Below are 21205 nucleotides of genomic sequence, written 5' to 3' on the forward strand. Positions count from 1 at the left end.
AGAGAGAGTAACAGCCTGCTAGCAAGCTGTTACTCTCCTAACTTGTAATAGTTTAGACTTGATCTGACAGGCATGAATTATCTGACAGAAGAATTGACAAAGTCAAAACCGATATCAGCATCCTGTTTAATGCTATCAATATTTTTCTGATAAGCAATATGCATACTATCAAAAAAGGTTTGCATAGGCATAGCAATATTTACCTGAATGTGGTCTAGATCTATTGTAAGAATGCACCCAATGGTCTACGTCTAACTGAAGTTCTGCCAAAGAGGTGTAAATTTTCTTTCTAAAGATAATATTGTAACATTCATCTTGCATAGTTCTATGGAACCTTTCACATATGCCATTAGTCTGTGGAGAACGAGCTTTGGTTCGAGAATGATCAATATTTTCTACCCCTAAATATAGCTGGTAAACGTGATTTTCAGGTCTGCCACAATACTCTGTACCACGATCCGTCAAAACACGTAGCAATGATACTTTCTGTTCATCAAAGAACGGTACTACCCTATCATTAAGAAGATCTGCAGCTGTGATAGCAGTCCTTTCTGTGTAAAGCTTAGCAAAAGCAACTCTGGAATAGGTATCAACAAAGGTTTGCTGGTAAATTCGTCCAATACCTTTGATATTACCAACATAATAACTGTCTTGGCTACCTAAGTATCCTGGATGCTCTGTTTCAATTTCTCCATGGGCCTCTTTATTCTTCCTTAGCCTTTTCTAGAGCTGTTATCTGTTCTTCTGTTAAAATGATACCATCCTGAGCTACTTTTGCTTCTAATGCCTTTAACCTCTTTTTAAAATTTTCAAGATCGTTTCTTTGCCACACTGATCTTATTCCACTTGCAGAGATGAGAATTCCTCTCTTTTTCAGTTCGTTTGCTGCTCTTTCTTGTCCGTATGCTGGAAACTCTATTGCTATTTCAACTACTGCTTTTTCTATATCCTCCGACACTCTATTTGCATACAATGGCTTGCTTTTGCTTATCTCGTGTAAAGCCTCTTCTCCTCCTGTTTCATACAGTTCTTTGAAGCGGTAAAATGTATCCCTTGAATATCCCATTACTTTACACGCCTGTGATACATTTCCTAATTGCTTTGCAAGTTCTAGCAATCCCAACTTTGGTTTTAGTATTTTTTCTTGTGTTGTATTCATATCTGACACTCCTTTAAAACTTGTTTATATTTTTATCTTACTTTGTTTGCTTGTCAGATCAAGTCTAAACTATTATACCCCCCCCTACTATAATATATCAGAGTGAGTTGGTGCTTCCCATTCTACGTTATTATGGTCAATTATTGCTGCTTTTAATCCTTCAACTTCTCCCCTTAGGTGATCAAGTTCTTCTGCCCATGTTCTATAGTTTTTATTATTATCAATAAATCCATCCTGTTGAATTAACTCATTCAAATGAGATAAACCTTTGGCCAAGCGTTGGTTTGTATCAAGAGACTCTTTTCGAAGTTGTACTATGTTTTTCATAAGTGAGACATTCAAATTAGAAACAAACTTCTCATTTAAATCGTAGATTAACTTATCCATAACTTGATAGACGTAATGAATTGTTGCAATTTTATCTTCAATGTCCTCAAAGTTTGTGGGCTTAACTTTAACTTCTATATTGTCTATTTCTTCAAAGTTGAAATCGCTCATTTGGTTTATTGCTTCAAAGTTATTTTCGCTTTCTTGTTTACTGTTGTTACTCATATTAGCTCCATAAAATTTTAAAATCAACCCAGTTATATTGAAATGGTATGTACAGCCTGCTAGCAAGCTGTTACTTTTTTACACCTTACAACATGTCATGATAGGGTGGTGCCTCCTCAGGTAACATATTATTTACTTGAGCTGTTAAATCTGCTAGATCTTTTTGTAATCCTTTACTTTTGTTGCCTATAATATCTTGCAAACTTGCAACTTTATCTTGCTCTTCTTTTAACATACTATTCAACCTATTAATAAGTTGTTCATTAATATTATTAGCTAATTCATCAAATACTTTTTTAACAGTATCACCACTAACCGCTTTCTTAAAGTCCTGTATATCCTTACCACTACCTGTCTTAAGTTTAATAAGACCAAGAGCGCTTATAAGTTGTTCTTCATTATTAGCACTTTGTAAAAGGTTTTGCGAGTTCTCACTCATATAAATTACCTCCATAAATTATTAAAGTTTAAATTATTTTTTAGTTTCACATGCACACTGTTGATTTATCAATATCCAAGTTCACAATAAATGATCTGTTACTGCAAACTCAGCATTAACATCTTGAAGAACGTAAGTTGATGGATGTGCATCATTCCAATTTGCTTCACTCTCCTCAGGAAGCATTCGTTCAACCTTACTCATAAGGTCTTTCATTTTTTCATTTTGCTCATTAAATTTCTCCTTCAATGCATCAATAATAGCACTAGACTGATCTTTACTGCCAAGATCACCAATCACAGATATGACTTTCTCATGAGGCAGTTTGTGAATAATATCTTTAAGATCTTTTACATCTACGTTATCCAAAAGTTCTTTAAACTGCTCATGAGACATACTATGAGCAAAAGCTTTAAGTTTTTTTCTGGGTTGTTAGCTAAAGACTTAACAACCATCTGAATCTTATCAGAATCATCAGTTAACTCTCGAGCTACTATTGCAAGTTTCTCATGGTCTAGCTTATTAATTAAATTATGTAATTTATCTCCTTCTAACATTTTTACTAGAGTTGAAAGTCGATCTTTTAATGCTTCATGTAGAAGAGTGTTGAAAGCTTTCTCATCTGCATCTTTTATTAATTCTACAAACTGATCATTGCTCATTGTATTAATAACTTCCTGAAACTGATCCATTTTCAAGTGAGGGAAAATTTCTTTTACTTGATCTAGGTTAAAGTCTTTTACTAAGTTTGCAACCTGATCCTTATTTAATAAGGGGACTATTATTCCTAACTTTTTTGAATCCAATGTGTGAGTAAGGGCTTGTAATTGATGATTGGTTAGATGATCCACTAAAGCTAGGAATTGGTTGTCTGTTAAGTTCTCTGCTAAAGCCTGCAACTGGTTTGAGCTCAACTTAGGAACGATTTTTTGTAGTTGCCCATCTGTTAAATTCTGTGCAAGAACCTGCAGTTGCTTGTTACTAAGAGAATTGGCAAAAGTCTTTAATTGATTTTCTGTAAGATCTTTGATGAAAGTTCTAGCAAACTCATCTGATAGTATTATCTCCTTGTGAGATGATATAATATAATTTATTTCCATTTGTTTCTGAGATAATATTGCCCGTTCTAGTGTTTCAGAATGCTGTGAATCAATAGCATTTCCCTGCTCATCTGAAAATAACATTTGTGGCTGTGATCATCCAACTCTTCCCATGTTAGATATTGATATTCTACTGGTCTCAAAAAAAGGATCGGGACTGAGTATTCAGGATCATTATGAAGAACGAAGTTTGCTTGCATTAATTTACCATCATAATATACAAAAGAGTAGCAATTGTCCAATGAATTATCACTTATTTGAACAAGATCTTTTCCGTTATCAATCAGGCATATAAGTGACATTGTATGCGATATTGTACACGTTGTTACCTTCAATATTGGTTTTATAGTATCTTCACTATCTAATGGTTGAAGTTCAACTCTAGAAATCTTTTCAGTCCTTCTAGTAATATTTTTTAACTCTATACTATAAGTTTCAATCTTGTCAAATTCACTCCCAGGCACCATTTTAAAAACATGTTTTTTCCACTCATAGGTATTACCAAACCAATTTAATTATAGCTATTCTAACATTTATTGATTAATTTATTACTAAGTTGGCATGCATTAGAATTATAATAACAAACATCACTTGTGTTAGGAAAAGTTATAAGAAGAAGTAGGGATTTTTGGGAAAATAGATTAAAATAAGCTGTTTTGATAGGATTTATAGTATCCTAGGGATAATATAGATTGGTGGAGGCAAGCGGGATCGAACCGCTGACCTTCTGCGTGCAAAACAGATGCTCTACCAGCTGAGCTATGCCCCCAATTCTTGCTTAAAGCATAAATCACTCACGCTGAAATGCAAGAAATATTTATCTGTTATGCTATTACTCAATAGTGCACAAACTCTGCAGTTATGTAAAATTCTCCATCTTTTTAGAGTTGTATCTCAGCTTTGCCAAATAAATCTGTTAATTAACAAGAAATTTTCCTTCAAAAATTTTCAATTAAATTATCACTAACGCAGTATATTATATAATTTATTTAACCACGCATGAAAATTTTAGTTTGATTAAAACAGATAAAAACTATATTACTGTTTAGTATATCTGAAAAATAAAATGATCCCGTAGCTCAGCCGGTAGAGCAACTGACTTTTAATCAGTGGGTCACGCGTTCGAATCGCGTCGGGATCACTTAGAATCTTAAAAGCATGCTAAAAGAACAGGACAAAATATTCACAAACTTAAATGGTAAAGAAACACCACTAATTGAGGGTGCAAAAAAACGTGGTAGTTGGCAAAAAACAAAGGAATTACTGGATTTAGGATCAGAAAAAATCATTGAGGAAGTAAAGAAATCTGGCTTGAGAGGTCGAGGGGGTGCAGGATTTTCTACTGGCCTTAAGTGGAGCTTTATGCCTAAAAATACTTCAAAAGCGTATTTAGTAGTCAATGCAGATGAGTCAGAACCTGGTACGTGTAAAGATAGAGATATATTACGATATGAGCCACATAAGTTACTTGAGGGAATTCTTCTAGCTGGCAGAGCGATCAGCGCATCAGTTGCATATATTTATATCAGGGGTGAATTTTATAATGAATATTTAGTTCTAAAAAAGGCACTTGAGGAAGCCTATAAAGAAAATTTAATTGGAAAAAATGCCTGCAAATCAGGTTATGATCTTGATGTATTCATTCACAGAGGTGCAGGAGCTTATATATGTGGAGAAGAAACAGGTCAACTTGAATCAATTGAAGGAAAAAAAGGCTTTCCTCGCATGAAACCTCCATTCCCTGCGGGTGTTGGACTTTTTGGCTACCCAACCACAATAAACAACGTTGAAACTATAGCCATGGTTCCAGATATTCTAAATCGCGGAGGAGAGTGGTTTGCATCTCTGGGTAAACCAAATAATACTGGCACTAAGGTCTTTTGCATTTCAGGGCATGTAAATAATCCATGTAATGTTGAAGAAGAGCTCGGAATTTCACTGCGTGAATTAATTGAAAAATACGCAGGTGGAGTGAGAGGAGGTTGGGATAATTTACTTGCTGTAATACCTGGTGGGTCTTCAGTCCCATTAATTCCAAAATCTATATGTGATACTATTGAAATGGATTTTGATTCATTAAGGGCTGCACAATCAGGACTTGGTACTGCTGCTGTAATAGTGATGGATAAATCAACTGACATAATAGCTGCAATAGAAAGATTATCACATTTCTATATGCATGAGTCCTGCGGACAATGTACACCATGCCGTGAAGGCACTGGATGGATGTGGAGAATTATGAGAAGAATGGTAGCAGGAAATATTAAACCTGGTGAAGTAGATAAGCTACTTGACCTTACAACTCAAATAGAAGGGCATACAATTTGTGCACTTGGCGATGCTGCAGCTTGGCCAGTTCAAGGATTAATCAGACATTTTCGTCATATAATTGAAGAGAGGATAGTAACTTAACTTATACTTTTAAATGATTTTACTACTTAGCAGCTAAAGTTAAAGAATATTGATTTCCTTCCCTTTTAGGTGCTAATTCTACTTTTGCAATATCTTCAGCGTCTCTAATTAGCCGTTCTAATTTTTCCAGCCCAACTTCAGTGTTTATAAGCTCTCTCCCTCTAAATCTCATTGTGACTTTAATTCTATGTCCATGCACAAGAAAATCCCTTGCTTGACGCAATTTTGTTTCGTAGTCGTGATCACCAATATTAGGACCCAGTTTAATTTCTTTTATAGTTAATGTTTTTTGTTTCTTTTTTGCTTCATTTGCCTTCTTTTTTATATCATACTTTTGTTTGCTATAGTCCAGAATCTTACATACTGGAGGAGTTGAATCAGGTGCGATTTCTACCAAGTCTAAATTAACACTTTGTGCAGCTTCCAAAGCTTGTTCTATTGGAACAATTCCGACCATTTCACCACTATGATCAACTAAGCGTACCTCCTTAGCTGTGATGAGTTCATTAATTCTGTTTTTATTGTTCTTTTTGACTTGCAAATTTTAGCTCCATTAATTCAAATTAATAATTTTTAACAGCAATTCAGTAGCATTCTCCAAAGAAAAAGACTCCTGTTTTTCCGATCCTAAATTTCTCACTGACACAGTTTTATTTGTAACTTCATTTTTGCCCATGATCCATAATATAGGTACCTTACTTGAACTATGCAAACGTATCTTATAGCTAATTTTTTCATTGGTCAAATCAGTTTTGATTCTCACACCTTGTTCTTTTAAAACGTTGCTGATTTCTGTAGCATAACCGTCAGCCTCATTTGTAATGGTCAGAATAGCAAGCTGTGTTGGAGCAAGCCAAACTGGAAATTTTCCTGCATAATTTTCTATTAAAATTCCAATAAAACGCTCAAAAGTTCCAAGAATTGCCCTATGTAACATGACAGGGTGATGCTTGTGCCCGTCTGCTCCTATATAAAAAGCTCCAAGCCGCTCCGGTAAAATAAAATCAACTTGCAACGTTCCACATTGCCAATTTCTACCTATTGCATCTTTCAAAACAAACTCTAACTTTGGACCATAAAATGCACCTTCACCAGGATTAAGTTCATAACTAAGCCCTGCTTCTTTAACTGCTTCAAGCAGTGCTCTTTCAGCTCTATCCCACACTTCATCATTACCTGATCTAGTATCTGGACGGTCTGAAAATTTCACAGAAATTTCATTGAACCCAAGTTCTGAATATACTTCTTTTAAAAGGTCACAAAACTTTACAGTTTCAGAATTCACTTGTTTTTCCATACAAAAAATATGTGCATCGTCTTGCGTAAAACCACGCACTCGCATCAGTCCATGCAATGAGCCTGAGCTTTCATTTCTATGGCATGTGCCAAACTCTGCCATACGTATCGGTAAATCACGATAGCTTCTGGTGTGAGAATTAAAAATCTGCACATGACAAGGGCAATTCATGGGTTTTATTGCTAGTTTTTTACTTTCAGATTCATCAATAATGAACATATTTTCACGAAACTTATCCCAATGTCCCGATTTTTCCCACAGCTCTTTGCTTACTAAAATAGGGGTTTTTACCTCAAAGTAGCCATTGTTCATTAACTTTTTTCTGATGTAAGACTCAAGAACATTATATAAAGTATATCCCTGTTCATGCCAAAAAATCTGCCCAACAGCTTCCTCTTGAATGTGAAATAAGTCCATATCCTTAGCAATTTTGCGGTGGTCGCGTTTTTCTGCTTCCTCCAAACGTTTAAGATAAGTATTTAATTCATCCTTATTTCTCCACGCGGTGCCATATATTCTTTGCAACATTGGGCCCTTAGAATCGCCACGCCAGTATGCACCTGCTACTTTCATAAGTTTAAACGCTTTAACTCTGCCAGTTGATGGTGAGTGCGGACCACGACATAGGTCTACAAAGTTGCCTTGTTTATAAACAGTTAGGTTTTCGTTTTCTGGTATTGATGAGACAATATCAACCTTGTATCTTTCACCTATATCACTAAAGAAATCAATTGCCTGCTTACGAGTCCAAACTTCTCGGACGAATCTGTGGTTACTTTTTATAATTTCCTTCATTTTTTTTTCTATTGCAGTAAGATCGTCCGTGGTAAAGGCACGATCTGTAGCAAAATCATAGTAGAAACCATCTTGAATTGTTGGCCCGATAGTAATCTGAGTATTAGGAAAGAGCTCTTTTACTGCCTGTGCCATTATATGAGCAGCATCATGCCTTACTATATCTAAACCCGCTTCGTCACTCAGTTGTATTACCTCTATCTCTGTATCAGATTCAATTTCACGTGAGAGATCATACAACTCACCATTTACCTTAAAGGCAATTGCTTCTCTCAAAGCATCCGGTTGTAATATATCAAAGCCAGTGACTCTACCACTGTATTCTTTTACTTTTTGTTCGGCTAAAAAGGTAACTTTTATCATTCATTAGACCTTTTGTCATCCCAGTGCTTGACACTGGGATCCATGTTTCTTTCTTTTCTAGATTCCAGCGTCACGCGCTGGAATGACACCAAAAGGTGAGCTACTGATCTTTCAGTTAAATAACAGTTGTACAAGAGATCTATTACATACTTGCTGTAAGAAATTTTAATTGTTGACATACCTAGTTAATAATACGGCCTGTTCTTTTCTAACCTGAGTGCAATTGCTTCTTCCCAAACTTCACCATTACGCAATAGCTTTTCTTTATTGTACATTAGCTCCTCTCTTGTTTCAGTAGCAAATTCAAAGTTAGGACCCTCCACAATTGCATCAACTGGACATGCTTCTTGGCAAAGTCCGCAATATATGCATTTTGTCATGTCAATATCATAGCGTGTGGTGCGGCGACTACCGTCTTCTCTTTCCTCTGCTTCAATAACTATTGCTTGAGCAGGGCAGATAACTTCGCATAACTTACAAGCTATGCATCGTTCTTCACCATTTGGATACCTACGCAACGCATGCTCACCACGAAACCTTGGACTTAAAGGGCCCTTCTCTATAGGATACCTCAAAGTAACCTTTGGTTTAAACATATATTTTAATGTAATAACAAACCCTTTAATTAACTCTACAAAAGACCAGTACCAAGCTAATTTCTTGAGCATAAAATATTTAAAACTTGTGTCAGTCATTATAAATCATATTATCAGTTTTCAAAATAAATATTTTCACCTGGGTGACTTTTTAGGTATTTTGGTTTCTTAAGTATAATATTGCTAAGTAGTTCATATCAATAATGACAAACACAAATGAAACTATTTTCGCTTTATCGACCGTATTTGGTAAGTCAGGAGTTGCAGTAATCAGAATTTCAGGCAACTACGCGCTTAAAGCTTTAAATCATTTTCATATTAAGAAAGAAATTAAACCAAGATTTGCTACTTTAGTTGATCTATATGATGATTCCAGTCAATTGATAGATAATGGAATAATCATCTATTTCCCTGCTCCAAACAGTTTCACTGGCGAGGATGTTATAGAGTTACAAGTGCATGGAAGCAAGGCCGTCATAAAAATCATCTTGGAGGAATTATCAAAAATTTTCGTTATGGCCAGGCCTGGAGAATTCTCACTTAGGGCTTTTCTAAATGGTAAATTTGACTTAACGCAAATAGAAGGGATTGCAGACTTAATTGATGCTGAGACGAAAATGCAAGCTAAACAAGCGATTAAGCAGATATCAGGAGAATTGGAGAGACTATACAGCAATTGGAGGCAAAGATTAATAACGATACAATCCAAAATCGAAGCATATATAGACTTTCCAGAGGATATTTGGGCAGAAAAAAGTGAATTGGAAAAAATTAATAATGAAGTGCAATCTCTCGTGCAGTTGATACAAGAGCATTTAAATGATAATAGACGGGGCGAAAGGTTGCGTGAGGGTTTACATATTGTAATAACTGGTGAACCAAATGTCGGTAAATCAACTCTGTTTAATTTCTTAGCCAAGCGTGATATTGCTATTGTTTCTGAATATGCAGGCACAACAAGAGATATACTTGAAGCTCATATTAACATTGGTGGATACCCAATCATTCTCTCTGATACTGCTGGAATTCGTGAGAGTTCAGATCCAATAGAATCAGAAGGTATTAGTCGAGCGAAAAAAAGGTCTTTTGAAGCTGATTTAAGAATAGAACTATTTCCTTTTGAACAGCGTCATAATATCAATTGCAACGTTGTAAATAGCGATACTATTTATGTATTGAGCAAAGCTGACGATGTTATCAATAATTACAATATAAAAATTAATGGCATAGATCTTTTACCCATTTCTATTCTAAAGGGAATAGGTACAAACAAATTGATCTCTCTCATAAAAGAGAAGGAAAAGGAAAAATTTGGGCATGATAGAGACACTCCTGTGATTACTCGGCAAAGACATAGGAATCACATGCAGAAAGCACTGGAACATTTACAGCGTTTTAATATCTATAATCCAATTGAGTTGATATCTGAAGACTTGAGGCTTGCTACATTTGAACTTGGTGCAGTGATTGGAATTATTAATGTTGAGGAAATATTGGACAGTATATTTAGCAACTTTTGCGTGGGCAAGTAAAGCTTTTATAGATTGCTTAAAATCAAATATTGTGATAGAAAAGAAATGGACGGATGGCCGAGCGGTTTAAGGCACCAGTCTTGAAAACTGACGTACGTGATGAGCGTACCATGGGTTCGAATCCCATTCCGTCCGCACAGGTCAGGTAAGGAAGCAGTATTACTACTACTCCCTCCCTTAGAAACGCAGCATGCAGGTTTCCCCACACTACGCTTGAGCCCCTTATCTAAGTTCTTCTTTTGTCGAACCGGCTTGTCTTTCATAAATCCTCAGAATACATCAACTTTAGTGGTGACACTAATAGTAGAGAACCTTCTCTTGAAAAGGAGCTTGCCAACATTCTTGTTCGTTTTACTCTCTCATCAAAATACTTTTTCCATTTTAAGTCAAGGGGATTTGCATCCGCTCTGATTGTAACATGTCGTCTGATAGGTATATCAATCAGCTTAAGCAGTCTTAAATACCGTATCTCTTTTGGTTTGTTCTTGCATATGGGTGCAGCAAAAACCCATTGGCGTTGACCCATTACTTTGAAGTAACGATTCTTTATCCAACGTAATCCTTTACGAGGATGTCTTTTCTTTGCCCATTTCCATAAACTATGCCAAATTTCATTGTCGATCTTTCTAAACGCTTTTTTAGCACACACATGGTGATAGTAATTTCCCCATCCTCTCAGTAGAGAGTTGAGTGACTTAATTACTATAGCCTGAGTGTTCGCTATATTTGCTTTTATCAATGTACGTGCTTGATTAAGAAGTTTTTTAATACTTTCTTTCGAAGGTTTAATAATGACCTTACCCAGAAAAAGTAGACAGAAAGTTAAGACGTTTTTGAAGTAAAATAAAACGTTTTTTCAAAGAGGTGTGGTATGACAAAAAGAAAAGAATATACAGCAGAATTCAAAATTGAAGCTATAAGACTAGTAAAAGAAACAGGTCAATCATCAGCAAAAATAGCAAGAGATTTGGGTATTAGCGGTGATTCATTAAGCAGATGGGTAAAAACATACAATGATAGAATGTCTGGAGTAGATGCGTTTCCAGGAAAAGGGAAAGTAGCTCATTGTGACAAAGAAAAGTTTTATTTAAAGAAAGAGCTGGCAAGAGTAACGAGGGAAAGAGACATTTTAAAAAAAGCCCTGGGATATTTTGCAAACCAAAAAGAGTAAAATATTCTTTTATAAAAGAACATGAAAACTGCTATAAAATACGGGAATTATGCAGATTTTTGAACGTATCTGCTTGTGGTTATTATAAATGGATTACTAAGGAAAAAAACAACAAAAAATCAATAAGAGAAGAGCTCATACAAGATATTCAGAAGGTATATCGAGCATCACAATGCAGATACGGAGCTCCTAAAATTCACGCTGAATTAAAGGCTTTAGGTAAAAATTATAACATCAAAACAGTGCAAAATGTTATGCAGAAAAATGGCATTCAAGCTAAGCTTAGACGAAAGTTTAAAAGTAAAAAACCACAAATAGACAATAGAGTTATAACTCCTAACATATTAAATCAGAATTTCATCGCTGATCAACCTAACAAGATATGGGTAACTGATATTACGTACATAAAAACTAATGAAGGATGGTTATATTTGGCAGCAATAATAGATTTATATTCACGCATGGTGATTGGCTGGTCAATGAGTAATGCAGTAAATAGGCAATTAGTTATAGATGCGTTATTCATGGCTATTGGTAGGCGCAAATCTGCTAAAAATCTACTATTTCATAGCGATCAAGGATCGCAATACACCTCTAAAAATTATCAATTTTTACTAAGTACAAAAAATATTACTTCTAGTATGAGTCACAAAGGTTGTTGTTATGATAATGCTGTTTCAGAGAGCTTTTTTAGTTCACTTAAGAGAGAGTTACTCATTGATACTTCACAACACTCTGCACAACAAGCTAAAACCGCAATATTTGAATATATAGAAATTTTTTACAATAAACAGCGTAGACATTCTACTATTAACTATTGCATTCCTGAGCTTTTTGATTCATCATTCTCATAGCAAAAACGTCTTAACTTTCTGTCTACTTTTTCTGGGTAAGGTCACTCTTTTTGGTTTGCAAAATATCCCAGGGCTTTTTTTAAAATGTCTCTTTCCCTCGTTACTCTTGCCAGCTCTTTCTTTAAATAAAACTTTTCTTTGTCACAATGAGCTACTTTCCCTTTTCCTGGAAACGCATCTACTCCAGACATTCTATCATTGTATGTTTTTACCCATCTGCTTAATGAATCACCGCTAATACCCAAATCTCTTGCTATTTTTGCTGATGATTGACCTGTTTCTTTTACTAGTCTTATAGCTTCAATTTTGAATTCTGCTGTATATTCTTTTCTTTTTGTCATACCACACCTCTTTGAAAAAACGTTTTATTTTACTTCAAAAACGTCTTAACTTTCTGTCTACTTTTTCTGGGTAAGGTCAATTGGCTGGTCAATGAGTAATGCAGTAAATAGGCAATTAGTTATAGATGCGTTATTCATGGCTATTGGTAGGCGCAAATCTGCTAAAAATCTACTATTTCATAGCGATCAAGGATCGCAATACACCTCTAAAAATTATCAATTTTTACTAAGTACAAAAAATATTACTTCTAGTATGAGTCACAAAGGTTGTTGTTATGATAATGCTGTTTCAGAGAGCTTTTTTAGTTCACTTAAGAGAGAGTTACTCATTGATACTTCACAACACTCTGCACAACAAGCTAAAACCGCAATATTTGAATATATAGAAATTTTTTATAATAAACAGCGTAGACATTCTACTATTAACTATTGCATTCCTGAGCTTTTTGATTCATCATTCTCATAGCAAAAACGTCTTAACTTTCTGTCTACTTTTTCTGGGTAAGGTCATATAAAGCTTCACTTACGTTCACCATACCACTAAGCCTAGCCCTCCAACCACATGATGCTTGCAGTTTATGCCCCTCTCACGATTGAGCATCTTCTTTTTCAAGAAGGAGGTTCATTGTCCGCATCGCTTGGCACCAACCGGTTGCCCGATTCGCACTGATGCGTAGACTCAGATGGCAAAACATCTGGTTTAATAAGTTTTAGAATCCTTTCAGTTTCTTTCTGAATAAATTCCTCTCCTTTTAAACAATATGACCGAAGACTTTCAGGTTGCACCATCTCGCTATGATAGCTGATTTTTAGAGCTTATTTGGACTATGTGGTTCATAACGCTGGAAATCTTATCTAATCTAGCCACATCTTTTAAAAATACATCCCTTTGTAAATTGACCTTGTTAGCAAAGAAAGCTAATATCTATAAATAGATCACCATCTGAATATGGAAACCGATATCGTAATAATAGGTGCAGGGCCTGTTGGAATATTCACTGCTTTTCAAGCGGGAATGCTTGATATGAGATGTCATGTAATAGATGTTTTGGATCAAGCAGGAGGACAATGCATAGCTCTTTACTCAGAAAAGCCAATATATGATATACCTGGTTATCCTGTAATTACTGCCCAAAAATTAATTGAGCGACTAATGGAGCAAGCTTCACCGTTTGAGCCTGTTTACCATTTAAGTCAAAAAGTGGAAAAGATTTCAAATAACGAAGGTGAAAACTTTACTATCATAACGAACATAGGTACAGAGGTAAAATGCAAAGCCGTTATCATTGCTGCAGGTAACGGAATGTTTGAACCTAACCGTCCACCCTTAAGTGGTATATTAGAATATGAAAATAAATCTGTATTTTATAATGTAAATAAAATTTCTGATTTTCAGGACAAAACTATAGTCATTGCAGGGGGGGGGGATTCTGCGGCTGATTGGACTGTAGAACTTTCTAAAGTTGCAAAGAAAATTTATGTGATACATAGGAGAAAGGAATTTCGCTGCACTCCTGAAACTAGAAATAAATTAGAATCACTTGAAAATAATGGAAAGATAGAACTGGTAGTGCCATATCAATTACACGAACTAGCAGGAGGTAATGGGCAATTGAGCGCAGTGATAGTAAAAAACATTGCCTCTAAGGAAGAAAAAGAAATATCCGCTGATTTTTTGCTGCCATTTTTTGGATTGTCAATGAATCTTGGGCCAATAAACAGTTGGGGTATAGAGTTAGAACATAGCCGCATAACTGTCGACCCAGCTACACTTAGAACCAGTAGAGATAGAATATATGCAATCGGAGATATAGCTACTTATCCAGGCAAACTAAAATTGATACTAAATGGCTTTGCTGAGAGCGCCATGGCTTGTTATCACATATACAAAGTAATTCACAATTCTCCAGTTAATTTTCAATATTCAACTTCAAAGGGAATTCATGGAAATTAAAGAGTCAGGAGATCCATGAACCTACATGGAGTTATCTCAAGCATAAGGGAATACAAACGAAAAAGATTACTTTACAAATTTCCCCAACTCCCTTATCATGACAACAAGAGTATTCATCCTTCTTTTTGGGCTCAACGACAAAATTCAGTAAAAAACTCAGATATTTATTGGCAAATTACATAAAATTATAGCGGCTGCATGTTTTTTAAATTTTTTCTACTTCAGCCAAAACACGCTTGTTAGCACATTATCAATTTACATTATTAAAACTCGTTACACGGGGATTCTTTTGCCTTTTTTTCATTTGGTAAATTTCTTAATACTTGTAACTAAAGCTTCAGGCCAGCACTTGATGCTGGAATCCAGAAATCTTTTGAGCACAAAAGTTATGCTAGGTTTTTGTTGGTAAGAAACCAGTGTCAGCTACTCGGATGACACCAAAGGGGCACTTGGATAGAGGCTACTTGAATAAAACCATCATAAGGTGAAACTAGATTCCAGTGTCAAGCACTGGAATGACAAGGAAAGGGCTACTTGGATGACAAGAAAAAGGACGCTGATATGACACCAAAGAGGCTGACACCACCATAAAGTAAATTCCACTAACACTATAGGAGACTAACATGAATTTTTTAAAATTTATCGAACTATGCTTTCAAACGGTAATGCCGGGGTGTGAGTATAACAATTATCAGTATATAAAAGTTATAGCAGATAGGCTTGAAGCAGCAGGTACTGGCACAGTGAAGCGAATAATATTCAATATGCCTCCGCGCTCAATGAAATCTATGTGCGTGAGTGTTGCGTGGCCCACATGGATACTAGAAAATCAGCCAACCGCAAGAATAATAGTTGCAAGCTATTCTCAGCGGCTTAGCGAAAAGCATTCGCTTGACACCAGGTGCGTAATGCAGTCTAGTTGGTATAGAGCGCTATTTCCAGAGATAGAACTATGTCAAGACCAGAACACTAAATATAAATTTCAAACAGTGCAGAGAGGATGTAGGATTGCAACATCTGTTGGTGGAACACTGACTGGTGAAGGTGGAGATTTTATCGTCGTAGATGATCCACTGAGCTCCTCTCAAGCCTTGAGTGAAACGTTTAGAAAACGTGCTACAAATTGGTTTGATCAGACTTTAGTAACTAGGCTCAATGACAGGAAAAAAGGAGTTATCGTTGTTGTAATGCACAGACTACATCAGGAAGATTTAACTGGTCATCTTCTCTCCAAGCCGAAAAATATATGGCATCATGTTTGTTTGCCAATGATTTCTGAAAATAAGGAAATTATCTATTCAATCAAAAGATCAATTCTCCCTTCTCCTGTTCCTATTATTCAAGTAACTACAAATGAGTGCAAAAGCTCAACAGGCGCTACATCTTCAAGGATTTTATACTTAAAAAAGGAAGTTCAGCTGCTATATCCCCTAGATGTAGGAGAAATTGAAATGATAAAGGCTGAACTTGGGAGTTACGCTTTTGCTGCTCAATATCAACAAAATCCTCTGCCACTTTCAAGTGGTATAATTAAGCAAGAATGGTTGAAACGCTATAGAAATTTTCCTGACAATCTCTCACATATAACTCAGAGCTGGGACACTGCTGTTTCAACAAACGATTCTAGCGGCTTTAGTGTCTGCACCACTTGGACAAAGGTGAATAATAAGTTTTATTTACTCGATGTGTACCGTGCAAAGCTTGAGTATCCAAAACTTAAAGAACAAGTTCTATCACTAGCTGCAAGATGGAAGCCACACGCAATTTTAATCGAAGCAAAAACAAGCGGTCAGCAATTGATTCAAGAGCTCAAGGCAATACCTATTATCGGGACAGTGCCACACGGTGGCAAACTTGCTCGATTCCACCAGATTGTTCCGATAATAGAATCTGGCAAGGTTTTTCTGCCACACCAAGCAGATGGCTCAGCGATTTTGAGTATGAGATTTTAATGTTTCCAGAAATCCGCCACGACGATCAAGTAGATAGCGCTGTGCAATACCTTCAGTGGATGAGAGATAGTAGCTTCAGGGTTGCAGCTATACGAACATTGTGATCCAAGAGGTAATAATTTGCTACCCACAATTTCGATTATAAGCTCATTTAAAATAAATATTGATTTCTTATTTTAATTATTTAAAAATTAAAATAAATTATTTAAGATTAGGGTAAAAATTATGACAATAAATTATCAGCAGTGGCGGGAAATATTAAGTACGGTTAATAGTGATAATAAATTAGATAAAAGGAACGTAATTGAAAAAGTAAAAGAAGAGCTAAAGGCAAGCAATGAAGAGGTATTTAAACAGTGGGAAGAGAGTAATTTTTATGTAAATTATAAATTTGAAGTTGGAGATAATGAATTCACATTATTACATTTAACTGCTAAGTTAGGCTATACGAGCTTGACAAAGGCTTTAATAGTAACAAAAGGGATAGATGTTAATATAAAAGATAAAAATAAAAAGACACCTTTACATTTAGCTGCTGAAAATGGTTATAAAGAGGTAGTAGATGCTCTGTTGGAAAAAGATGAAATCAGGATTAATGAACAAGAAGATAAGGAGGGATGGACACATTTACATTTAGCTCTTATGAATGGCCATGCAGACGTGGTAGAATCTCTCGTAAGAAACGGTGCGAATATTAATATAAAAGATGACTATGGAGTGACACCTTTATCTTTGGCTATTCGAAGAGATTATGTATTTACTCCGCCAAAAAAACGTGAAGGCTCCTATGTTAATGTGAAAAATCATGCTAGAACTGCTTCTAGGAATTTAGCTAAAGAGGAAAAACAACTTACATCAGCAATTGCGAAAGGTTTTTTTGCCGGTAGTACAACTGCATTATCAGGTGTTTTAATAGCGAAAGCACTTTCTGCAACTGGAATAGTTACAGCTGAGTCAAAACCCTCTACACCAATAGCAGTGGTTGCAGTTATAGCAACAGGACTAGCAGTTGGTTGTGCTACATATATGATGTTAAAGCCCAGTACTAAAGTTGATGGAGTAGCAGTCTTAATGGATGGGCGTCAAGAAGCTGCTAGCACTACTAACCCCAGTTATGGATTAACCAACACAGTAAGGCTTAGAAATAGAAGGCTTTTTTGACTGCATGGAATATGAAATTAATGTAGAAAAATATGTACCAGAAAATTTATTGGCGATCTGTGCCGTGTATTTTCAAGCTCAAATTTATTTTTTAAACAACCAAAGACTGTCTCAATAATCGACCTTTTTCTCAATAAAGACTTCTCTTTTAGTGAGATTAGTGCGTTTTTCATGCCTTTTTTCACTTTAGTGACAAGCTTTAAACCTCTATCGAAGAGTTCCTCAAAGAGCTCCTTCTTGATATAGCCTTTATCTCCGAACAAAAGTCCTGTCAGTCTTTTAGTTATAGTTGGCACAGGTTTTCTGTCATCAACGTTACCTTTGGTTAGAGTAAGTGATTGAATTTCTCCAATTTCGTTAATCACCAAGTGCAATTTAAAGCCAAAAAACCAACCATACGTGCTCTTACCAATTTCTGCTAAACCATCAAAAACTTTGTTCCTAGAGATCCTTTTCTTGTGGCAAATGGCAATCGTAGAAGTGTCAATGTAGGAAGTACCTGTCATTTTCGCTTGTTCGCAGAACCATTGAAGAAGTAATGCTAAATACCGTAAAACTCTCGGCTTTAAGGCAATAAATCTGTGATATGAAGGCATCTTTGAAAATTCTGATCTATAGAGTAACTTAAGGTAACAAAGATAAAAAGCCTTGAAGTTTTTACATGGCGATTGGTGGTATAACAGGATTATGGTTAGCATTTCTGAGTGCGCTATTTCTGGTACTCTGGTTGGTTTTTTGCCATTTGATAAGAACTTATTTGCAAAATTTTCATCTACTACACGACAAAAATCCTCGACTCAGCAGTAAAGTTCTGTAATATCTTTCTTCATGGGTAACCTCTTAAATTATTGCTAAAATACTTGAGTTTACCCTATTTCCCTCTTTATTAATTCTACTTTTATCTGTTTTCTAATCCATAACTGGGGTTAGTAGGGTTACCTAGCGCGTATTCGACCTAGCTGCATAAACACTGATCATAGAAAATGACATTACAGGGACACTGGAATAACGTAGGAGAGAGCGCTGACAACTTTCGTTTAGGCAAGATTATATCTTGAAAAAATTAAGCTTTAGTGCTATTAAATAGTTGTAAATTTTGTCTCTTTGGTAGCTTTATGAATGTTGAAAGTAAGAAAATACATGATACTAAAATAAAATTACCAATATTTCTCGATTATCAATCTACTACTAAAGTAGATCCTCGTGTTTTGGAGGTGATGATACCTTATTTTGGTGAGTTTAGTAATGCACACTCTCGTAGCCATTCATTTGGTTGGACAGCTGAGGAAGCAGTAGAAAAAGCAAGGAAGTACATTGCTGATTTAGTGAATGCAGACAGCAAAGAAATCGTCTTTACCTCGGGTGCAACCGAATCAAATAACATGGCTATCAAAGGTGTTGCTCATTTTTATAAGAATAAGGGAAATCATATAATAACTGTCTGCACAGAGCATAAGTGCGTTTTAGATTCTTGTCGACATCTGGAAAATGAAGGCTTTAAAGTTACATATTTGTCCGTTAAGCAAAACGGAATTATAGATTTATTGAAACTTGAGGAGGCAATCACTGATAAAACAATTCTGATTTCAGTGATGATGGCAAATAATGAAATCGGAGTAATGCAACCTGTCAAAGAAATTGGTGCAATGTGTAGAAAGCATAATATATTTTTTCATACAGACGCTGCCCAAAGCTTTGGAAAAGTTCCAATAGACGTAAATGAAATGAACATTGATCTTATGAGCCTTTCTAGCCATAAAATTTATGGACCTATGGGAATAGGTGCATTATATGTCCGTAGAAAAAATCCTCGTGTTAGGTTGACGCCACTAATTAGTGGTGGTGGACAGGAGAGAGGCATGCGCTCTGGAACAGTTCCTACTCCCCTTGCAGTTGGTTTTGGTGAAGCGGCACGTATCGCTAAAGAAGAAATGGAAATAGAAGCAAGCAAATTAGAAGAGTTAAGAGATATTTTGTACAACAAAATAAAAGAGGCATTTCCTGATGTTGTTTTAAATGGTGACTACGAAAATAGGATTCCAGGTAACCTTAACTTAAGTTTTCCTTATGTTGAGGGTGAGTCTCTTATCATGGCAATCAAGGATTTAGCAGTAAGCTCTGGTTCTGCATGCACATCCGCATCTCTTGAACCTTCTTATGTCATAAGATCACTAAACAATGGCCACGATCTTGAGCATTCATCAATTAGATTTGGCCTTGGCCGATTTACAACTAAAGATGAAGTTCTATACGCAGCAGATCTTGTTACTAAAAATGTTGGACGGCTAAGAGAGATGAGCCCACTTTTGGAAATGGTACAAGAGGGAATAGATTTAAGCACCGTAAAATGGGACTCTCATTGAAGAATAAGACGTTAACCATTAGCAGAGTGATGGTTGTCTAAGCTCTTTCTATGGGTGAAATCGGAAACTTAGCTTTAAGTCCTTTGTAGATGTCACGGAACTAAGTAGCAATCCTATACATATTAAGCTCGCAGCAGTTGTGCTTCCACCATAGGATAGAAATGGAAGTGGGTCACCTATTATAGGTAATAGGCCTGTTGTCATTCCAATGTTTATAAAGAAATGAGCACCAAAAAAGGCGAAAACCCCGATAGATATTAACTTAGAAAAGTAATTTTTTGACCTGTAAGCAATGGAGAATATTATAGCAAGCAATGTGGTATAGAGTAAAATCAAAGCCATGCTGCCTAAGAACCCCCATTCCTCACTAAGTACCGCAAAAGCAAAATCTGTGCGTTTCTCTGGCAAAAATCCAAGTTGAGTTTGACTCCCATTAACAAACCCCTTACCAAACAAACCTCCTGAACCAATAGCTATTTGAGATTGCTGCGCATTATAACCTATTCCAAGTGGATCTACTGATGAATCCAAAAATGATAATATCCTTTGCTTGTGATAAGGGCGCAAAAAAGGCCAAATAGCTGGTATTGCAAAAATGCCAAGCGTTCCAAAAATTATTAAATGAGGTCTTTCCATTATTGCTGTGAATATAATTGATGCTCCTATAAACAATATTATTACAGCTGTTCCTAAATTAGGTTGCTTCAATACAAGGAATACAGGTAAGAAAATAATTATAAGTGGCTTAAATAAACTTTGAAATTTCATCATTTTATACACACTTTGTTTATTAAAATAACGAGCAAGTGCAAGTATTAAGCCCACTTTTACAAATTCTGATGGTTGTAAACTAATTGACCCAATTCTTATCCATCTCGTTGCACCCATTATATGCGAGCCAAAAAAATTTACTGCTAACAGCGCAATTACTGCTGCTATGTAAAAAAAATAAGCGTGCTTCAAATAAAAATCTAGCTCTATAAATGATATAGCTATAGCAAGCAAAAGGAAGAAAGAGAATATGACCAATTGGTGAATTGCAAATGGAGCCCACTTTCCTCCAGCAGAAGAATATTGAACAACAATGCCAACGCAAAACAGAGCTATTACGTTCATGACTAATAATAAGTGAATCTTCTTCAGCTTATCCACAGCGAAAACTTT

The 21205-nt window shown here is 35.7% G+C and carries 19 protein-coding genes, 3 tRNA genes and 3 pseudogenes; 11 read left to right on the top strand and 14 right to left on the bottom strand.

What is annotated here, in order from left to right:
• Positions 1-77 precede the first annotated feature (77 nt).
• From ABWU33_RS07990 to ABWU33_RS08020, 7 genes and pseudogenes are all read right to left on the bottom strand, one after another.
• A pseudogene (locus ABWU33_RS07990) lies at positions 78-1159 on the bottom strand (IS481 family transposase).
• An 87-nt stretch (positions 1160-1246) separates the two neighbouring features.
• Positions 1247-1711, bottom strand: coding sequence for a hypothetical protein (locus tag ABWU33_RS07995; protein WP_211907603.1), 465 nt, complete (start codon positions 1709-1711; stop codon positions 1247-1249).
• Between the two features lie 85 nt (positions 1712-1796).
• On the bottom strand, positions 1797-2150 hold the full coding sequence (locus tag ABWU33_RS08000) for a hypothetical protein (protein ID WP_250120167.1): 354 nt from the start codon (positions 2148-2150) through the stop codon (positions 1797-1799).
• An 81-nt stretch (positions 2151-2231) separates the two neighbouring features.
• Positions 2232-2519 (bottom strand): hypothetical protein, encoded by a 288-nt coding sequence (locus ABWU33_RS08005; protein ID WP_250120168.1) that lies wholly within the window; start codon positions 2517-2519, stop codon positions 2232-2234.
• Positions 2507-3334: a magnesium transporter MgtE N-terminal domain-containing protein gene (locus ABWU33_RS08010; protein ID WP_246433114.1), complete on the bottom strand. Its 828-nt coding sequence runs from the start codon at positions 3332-3334 to the stop codon at positions 2507-2509. Before ABWU33_RS08010 ends, ABWU33_RS08005 begins: the two co-directional genes overlap by 13 nt.
• Positions 3277-3717 (bottom strand): hypothetical protein, encoded by a 441-nt coding sequence (locus ABWU33_RS08015; RefSeq protein ID WP_250120169.1) that lies wholly within the window; start codon positions 3715-3717, stop codon positions 3277-3279. The genes ABWU33_RS08010 and ABWU33_RS08015 overlap by 58 nt, the downstream gene beginning before the upstream one ends.
• A gap of 226 nt (positions 3718-3943) precedes the next feature.
• A tRNA-Ala gene (locus ABWU33_RS08020) sits at positions 3944-4019 on the bottom strand.
• Between the two features lie 299 nt (positions 4020-4318).
• On the opposite strand from ABWU33_RS08020, the gene ABWU33_RS08025 reads away from it, so the two are divergent.
• Both ABWU33_RS08025 and nuoF read left to right on the top strand, forming a co-directional pair.
• Positions 4319-4391, top strand: a tRNA-Lys gene (locus ABWU33_RS08025).
• Positions 4392-4408: 17 nt separating this feature from the next.
• Positions 4409-5662, top strand: coding sequence for an NADH-quinone oxidoreductase subunit NuoF (gene nuoF, locus ABWU33_RS08030; RefSeq protein WP_353280732.1), 1254 nt, complete (start codon positions 4409-4411; stop codon positions 5660-5662).
• A 22-nt stretch (positions 5663-5684) separates the two neighbouring features.
• Here nuoF and infC read toward each other — a convergent pair whose 3' ends face one another.
• The 3 genes from infC to nuoI form a co-directional block, all read right to left on the bottom strand.
• Entirely contained in the window at positions 5685-6203 is a 519-nt protein-coding gene (infC, locus tag ABWU33_RS08035) for a translation initiation factor IF-3 (protein WP_353280734.1), read from the bottom strand.
• Positions 6204-6215: 12 nt separating this feature from the next.
• Entirely contained in the window at positions 6216-8117 is a 1902-nt protein-coding gene (gene thrS, locus ABWU33_RS08040; protein ID WP_211907606.1) for a threonine--tRNA ligase, read from the bottom strand.
• Between the two features lie 185 nt (positions 8118-8302).
• Positions 8303-8785, bottom strand: a complete 483-nt coding sequence (nuoI, locus tag ABWU33_RS08045; RefSeq protein ID WP_250120441.1) for an NADH-quinone oxidoreductase subunit NuoI — start codon at positions 8783-8785, stop codon at positions 8303-8305.
• Positions 8786-8916: 131 nt separating this feature from the next.
• On the opposite strand from nuoI, the gene mnmE reads away from it, so the two are divergent.
• On the top strand, positions 8917-10245 hold the full coding sequence (gene mnmE, locus ABWU33_RS08050) for a tRNA uridine-5-carboxymethylaminomethyl(34) synthesis GTPase MnmE (protein WP_353280736.1): 1329 nt from the start codon (positions 8917-8919) through the stop codon (positions 10243-10245).
• Between the two features lie 47 nt (positions 10246-10292).
• Positions 10293-10380, top strand: a tRNA-Ser gene (locus ABWU33_RS08055).
• Between the two features lie 124 nt (positions 10381-10504).
• On the opposite strand, the gene ABWU33_RS08060 is transcribed toward ABWU33_RS08055, so the two are convergent.
• On the bottom strand, positions 10505-10984 hold the full coding sequence (locus ABWU33_RS08060) for a group II intron maturase-specific domain-containing protein (protein ID WP_353280738.1): 480 nt from the start codon (positions 10982-10984) through the stop codon (positions 10505-10507).
• A 132-nt stretch (positions 10985-11116) separates the two neighbouring features.
• On the opposite strand from ABWU33_RS08060, the gene ABWU33_RS08065 reads away from it, so the two are divergent.
• Together ABWU33_RS08065 and ABWU33_RS08070 are read left to right on the top strand one after the other, a co-directional pair.
• Positions 11117-11416 (top strand): transposase, encoded by a 300-nt coding sequence (locus tag ABWU33_RS08065; RefSeq protein ID WP_353280344.1) that lies wholly within the window; start codon positions 11117-11119, stop codon positions 11414-11416.
• Positions 11392-12270: an IS3 family transposase gene (locus ABWU33_RS08070; RefSeq protein WP_353273672.1), complete on the top strand. Its 879-nt coding sequence runs from the start codon at positions 11392-11394 to the stop codon at positions 12268-12270. The genes ABWU33_RS08065 and ABWU33_RS08070 overlap by 25 nt, the downstream gene beginning before the upstream one ends.
• Before the next feature lie 41 nt (positions 12271-12311).
• On the opposite strand, the gene ABWU33_RS08075 is transcribed toward ABWU33_RS08070, so the two are convergent.
• Complete coding sequence (locus ABWU33_RS08075) at positions 12312-12611, bottom strand: transposase (RefSeq protein ID WP_353280344.1); 300 nt, start codon at positions 12609-12611, stop codon at positions 12312-12314.
• Positions 12612-12702: 91 nt separating this feature from the next.
• Here ABWU33_RS08075 and ABWU33_RS08080 point away from each other — a divergent pair, with 91 nt between their 5' ends.
• From ABWU33_RS08080 to ABWU33_RS08095, 4 genes and pseudogenes are all read left to right on the top strand, one after another.
• Positions 12703-13077, top strand: a complete 375-nt coding sequence (locus tag ABWU33_RS08080) for an integrase core domain-containing protein (RefSeq protein WP_353277290.1) — start codon at positions 12703-12705, stop codon at positions 13075-13077.
• Between the two features lie 483 nt (positions 13078-13560).
• On the top strand, positions 13561-14565 hold the full coding sequence (locus tag ABWU33_RS08085; protein ID WP_211907583.1) for an NAD(P)/FAD-dependent oxidoreductase: 1005 nt from the start codon (positions 13561-13563) through the stop codon (positions 14563-14565).
• Between the two features lie 623 nt (positions 14566-15188).
• Positions 15189-16621: pseudogene (gene terL / locus ABWU33_RS08090) on the top strand (phage terminase large subunit).
• Positions 16622-16742: 121 nt separating this feature from the next.
• The gene (locus ABWU33_RS08095) at positions 16743-17678 is read left to right on the top strand and encodes an ankyrin repeat domain-containing protein (protein ID WP_353280741.1); all 936 of its coding nucleotides are present in this window, start codon (positions 16743-16745) and stop codon (positions 17676-17678) included.
• On the opposite strand, the pseudogene ABWU33_RS08100 reads toward ABWU33_RS08095, so the two are convergent.
• Positions 17637-18376, bottom strand: a pseudogene (locus tag ABWU33_RS08100) (IS982 family transposase). The gene ABWU33_RS08095 and the pseudogene ABWU33_RS08100 overlap by 42 nt on opposite strands.
• Before the next feature lie 417 nt (positions 18377-18793).
• Between ABWU33_RS08100 and ABWU33_RS08105 the strand changes: the two are divergent.
• Positions 18794-20041, top strand: coding sequence for an IscS subfamily cysteine desulfurase (locus tag ABWU33_RS08105; RefSeq protein ID WP_211907580.1), 1248 nt, complete (start codon positions 18794-18796; stop codon positions 20039-20041).
• A 48-nt stretch (positions 20042-20089) separates the two neighbouring features.
• Here the strand turns inward: ABWU33_RS08105 and rodA are convergent, their stop codons facing one another.
• Positions 20090-21193 carry a rod shape-determining protein RodA gene (rodA, locus tag ABWU33_RS08110; protein ID WP_250126904.1) on the bottom strand — a complete coding sequence of 368 codons (1104 nt, stop codon included), beginning with the start codon at positions 21191-21193 and terminating at the stop codon, positions 20090-20092.
• Positions 21194-21205: the final 12 nt, after the last annotated feature.

It is taken from the genome of Wolbachia endosymbiont (group B) of Cyclophora punctaria (genome assembly GCF_964028235.1).
GTDB lineage: Bacteria > Pseudomonadota > Alphaproteobacteria > Rickettsiales > Anaplasmataceae > Wolbachia.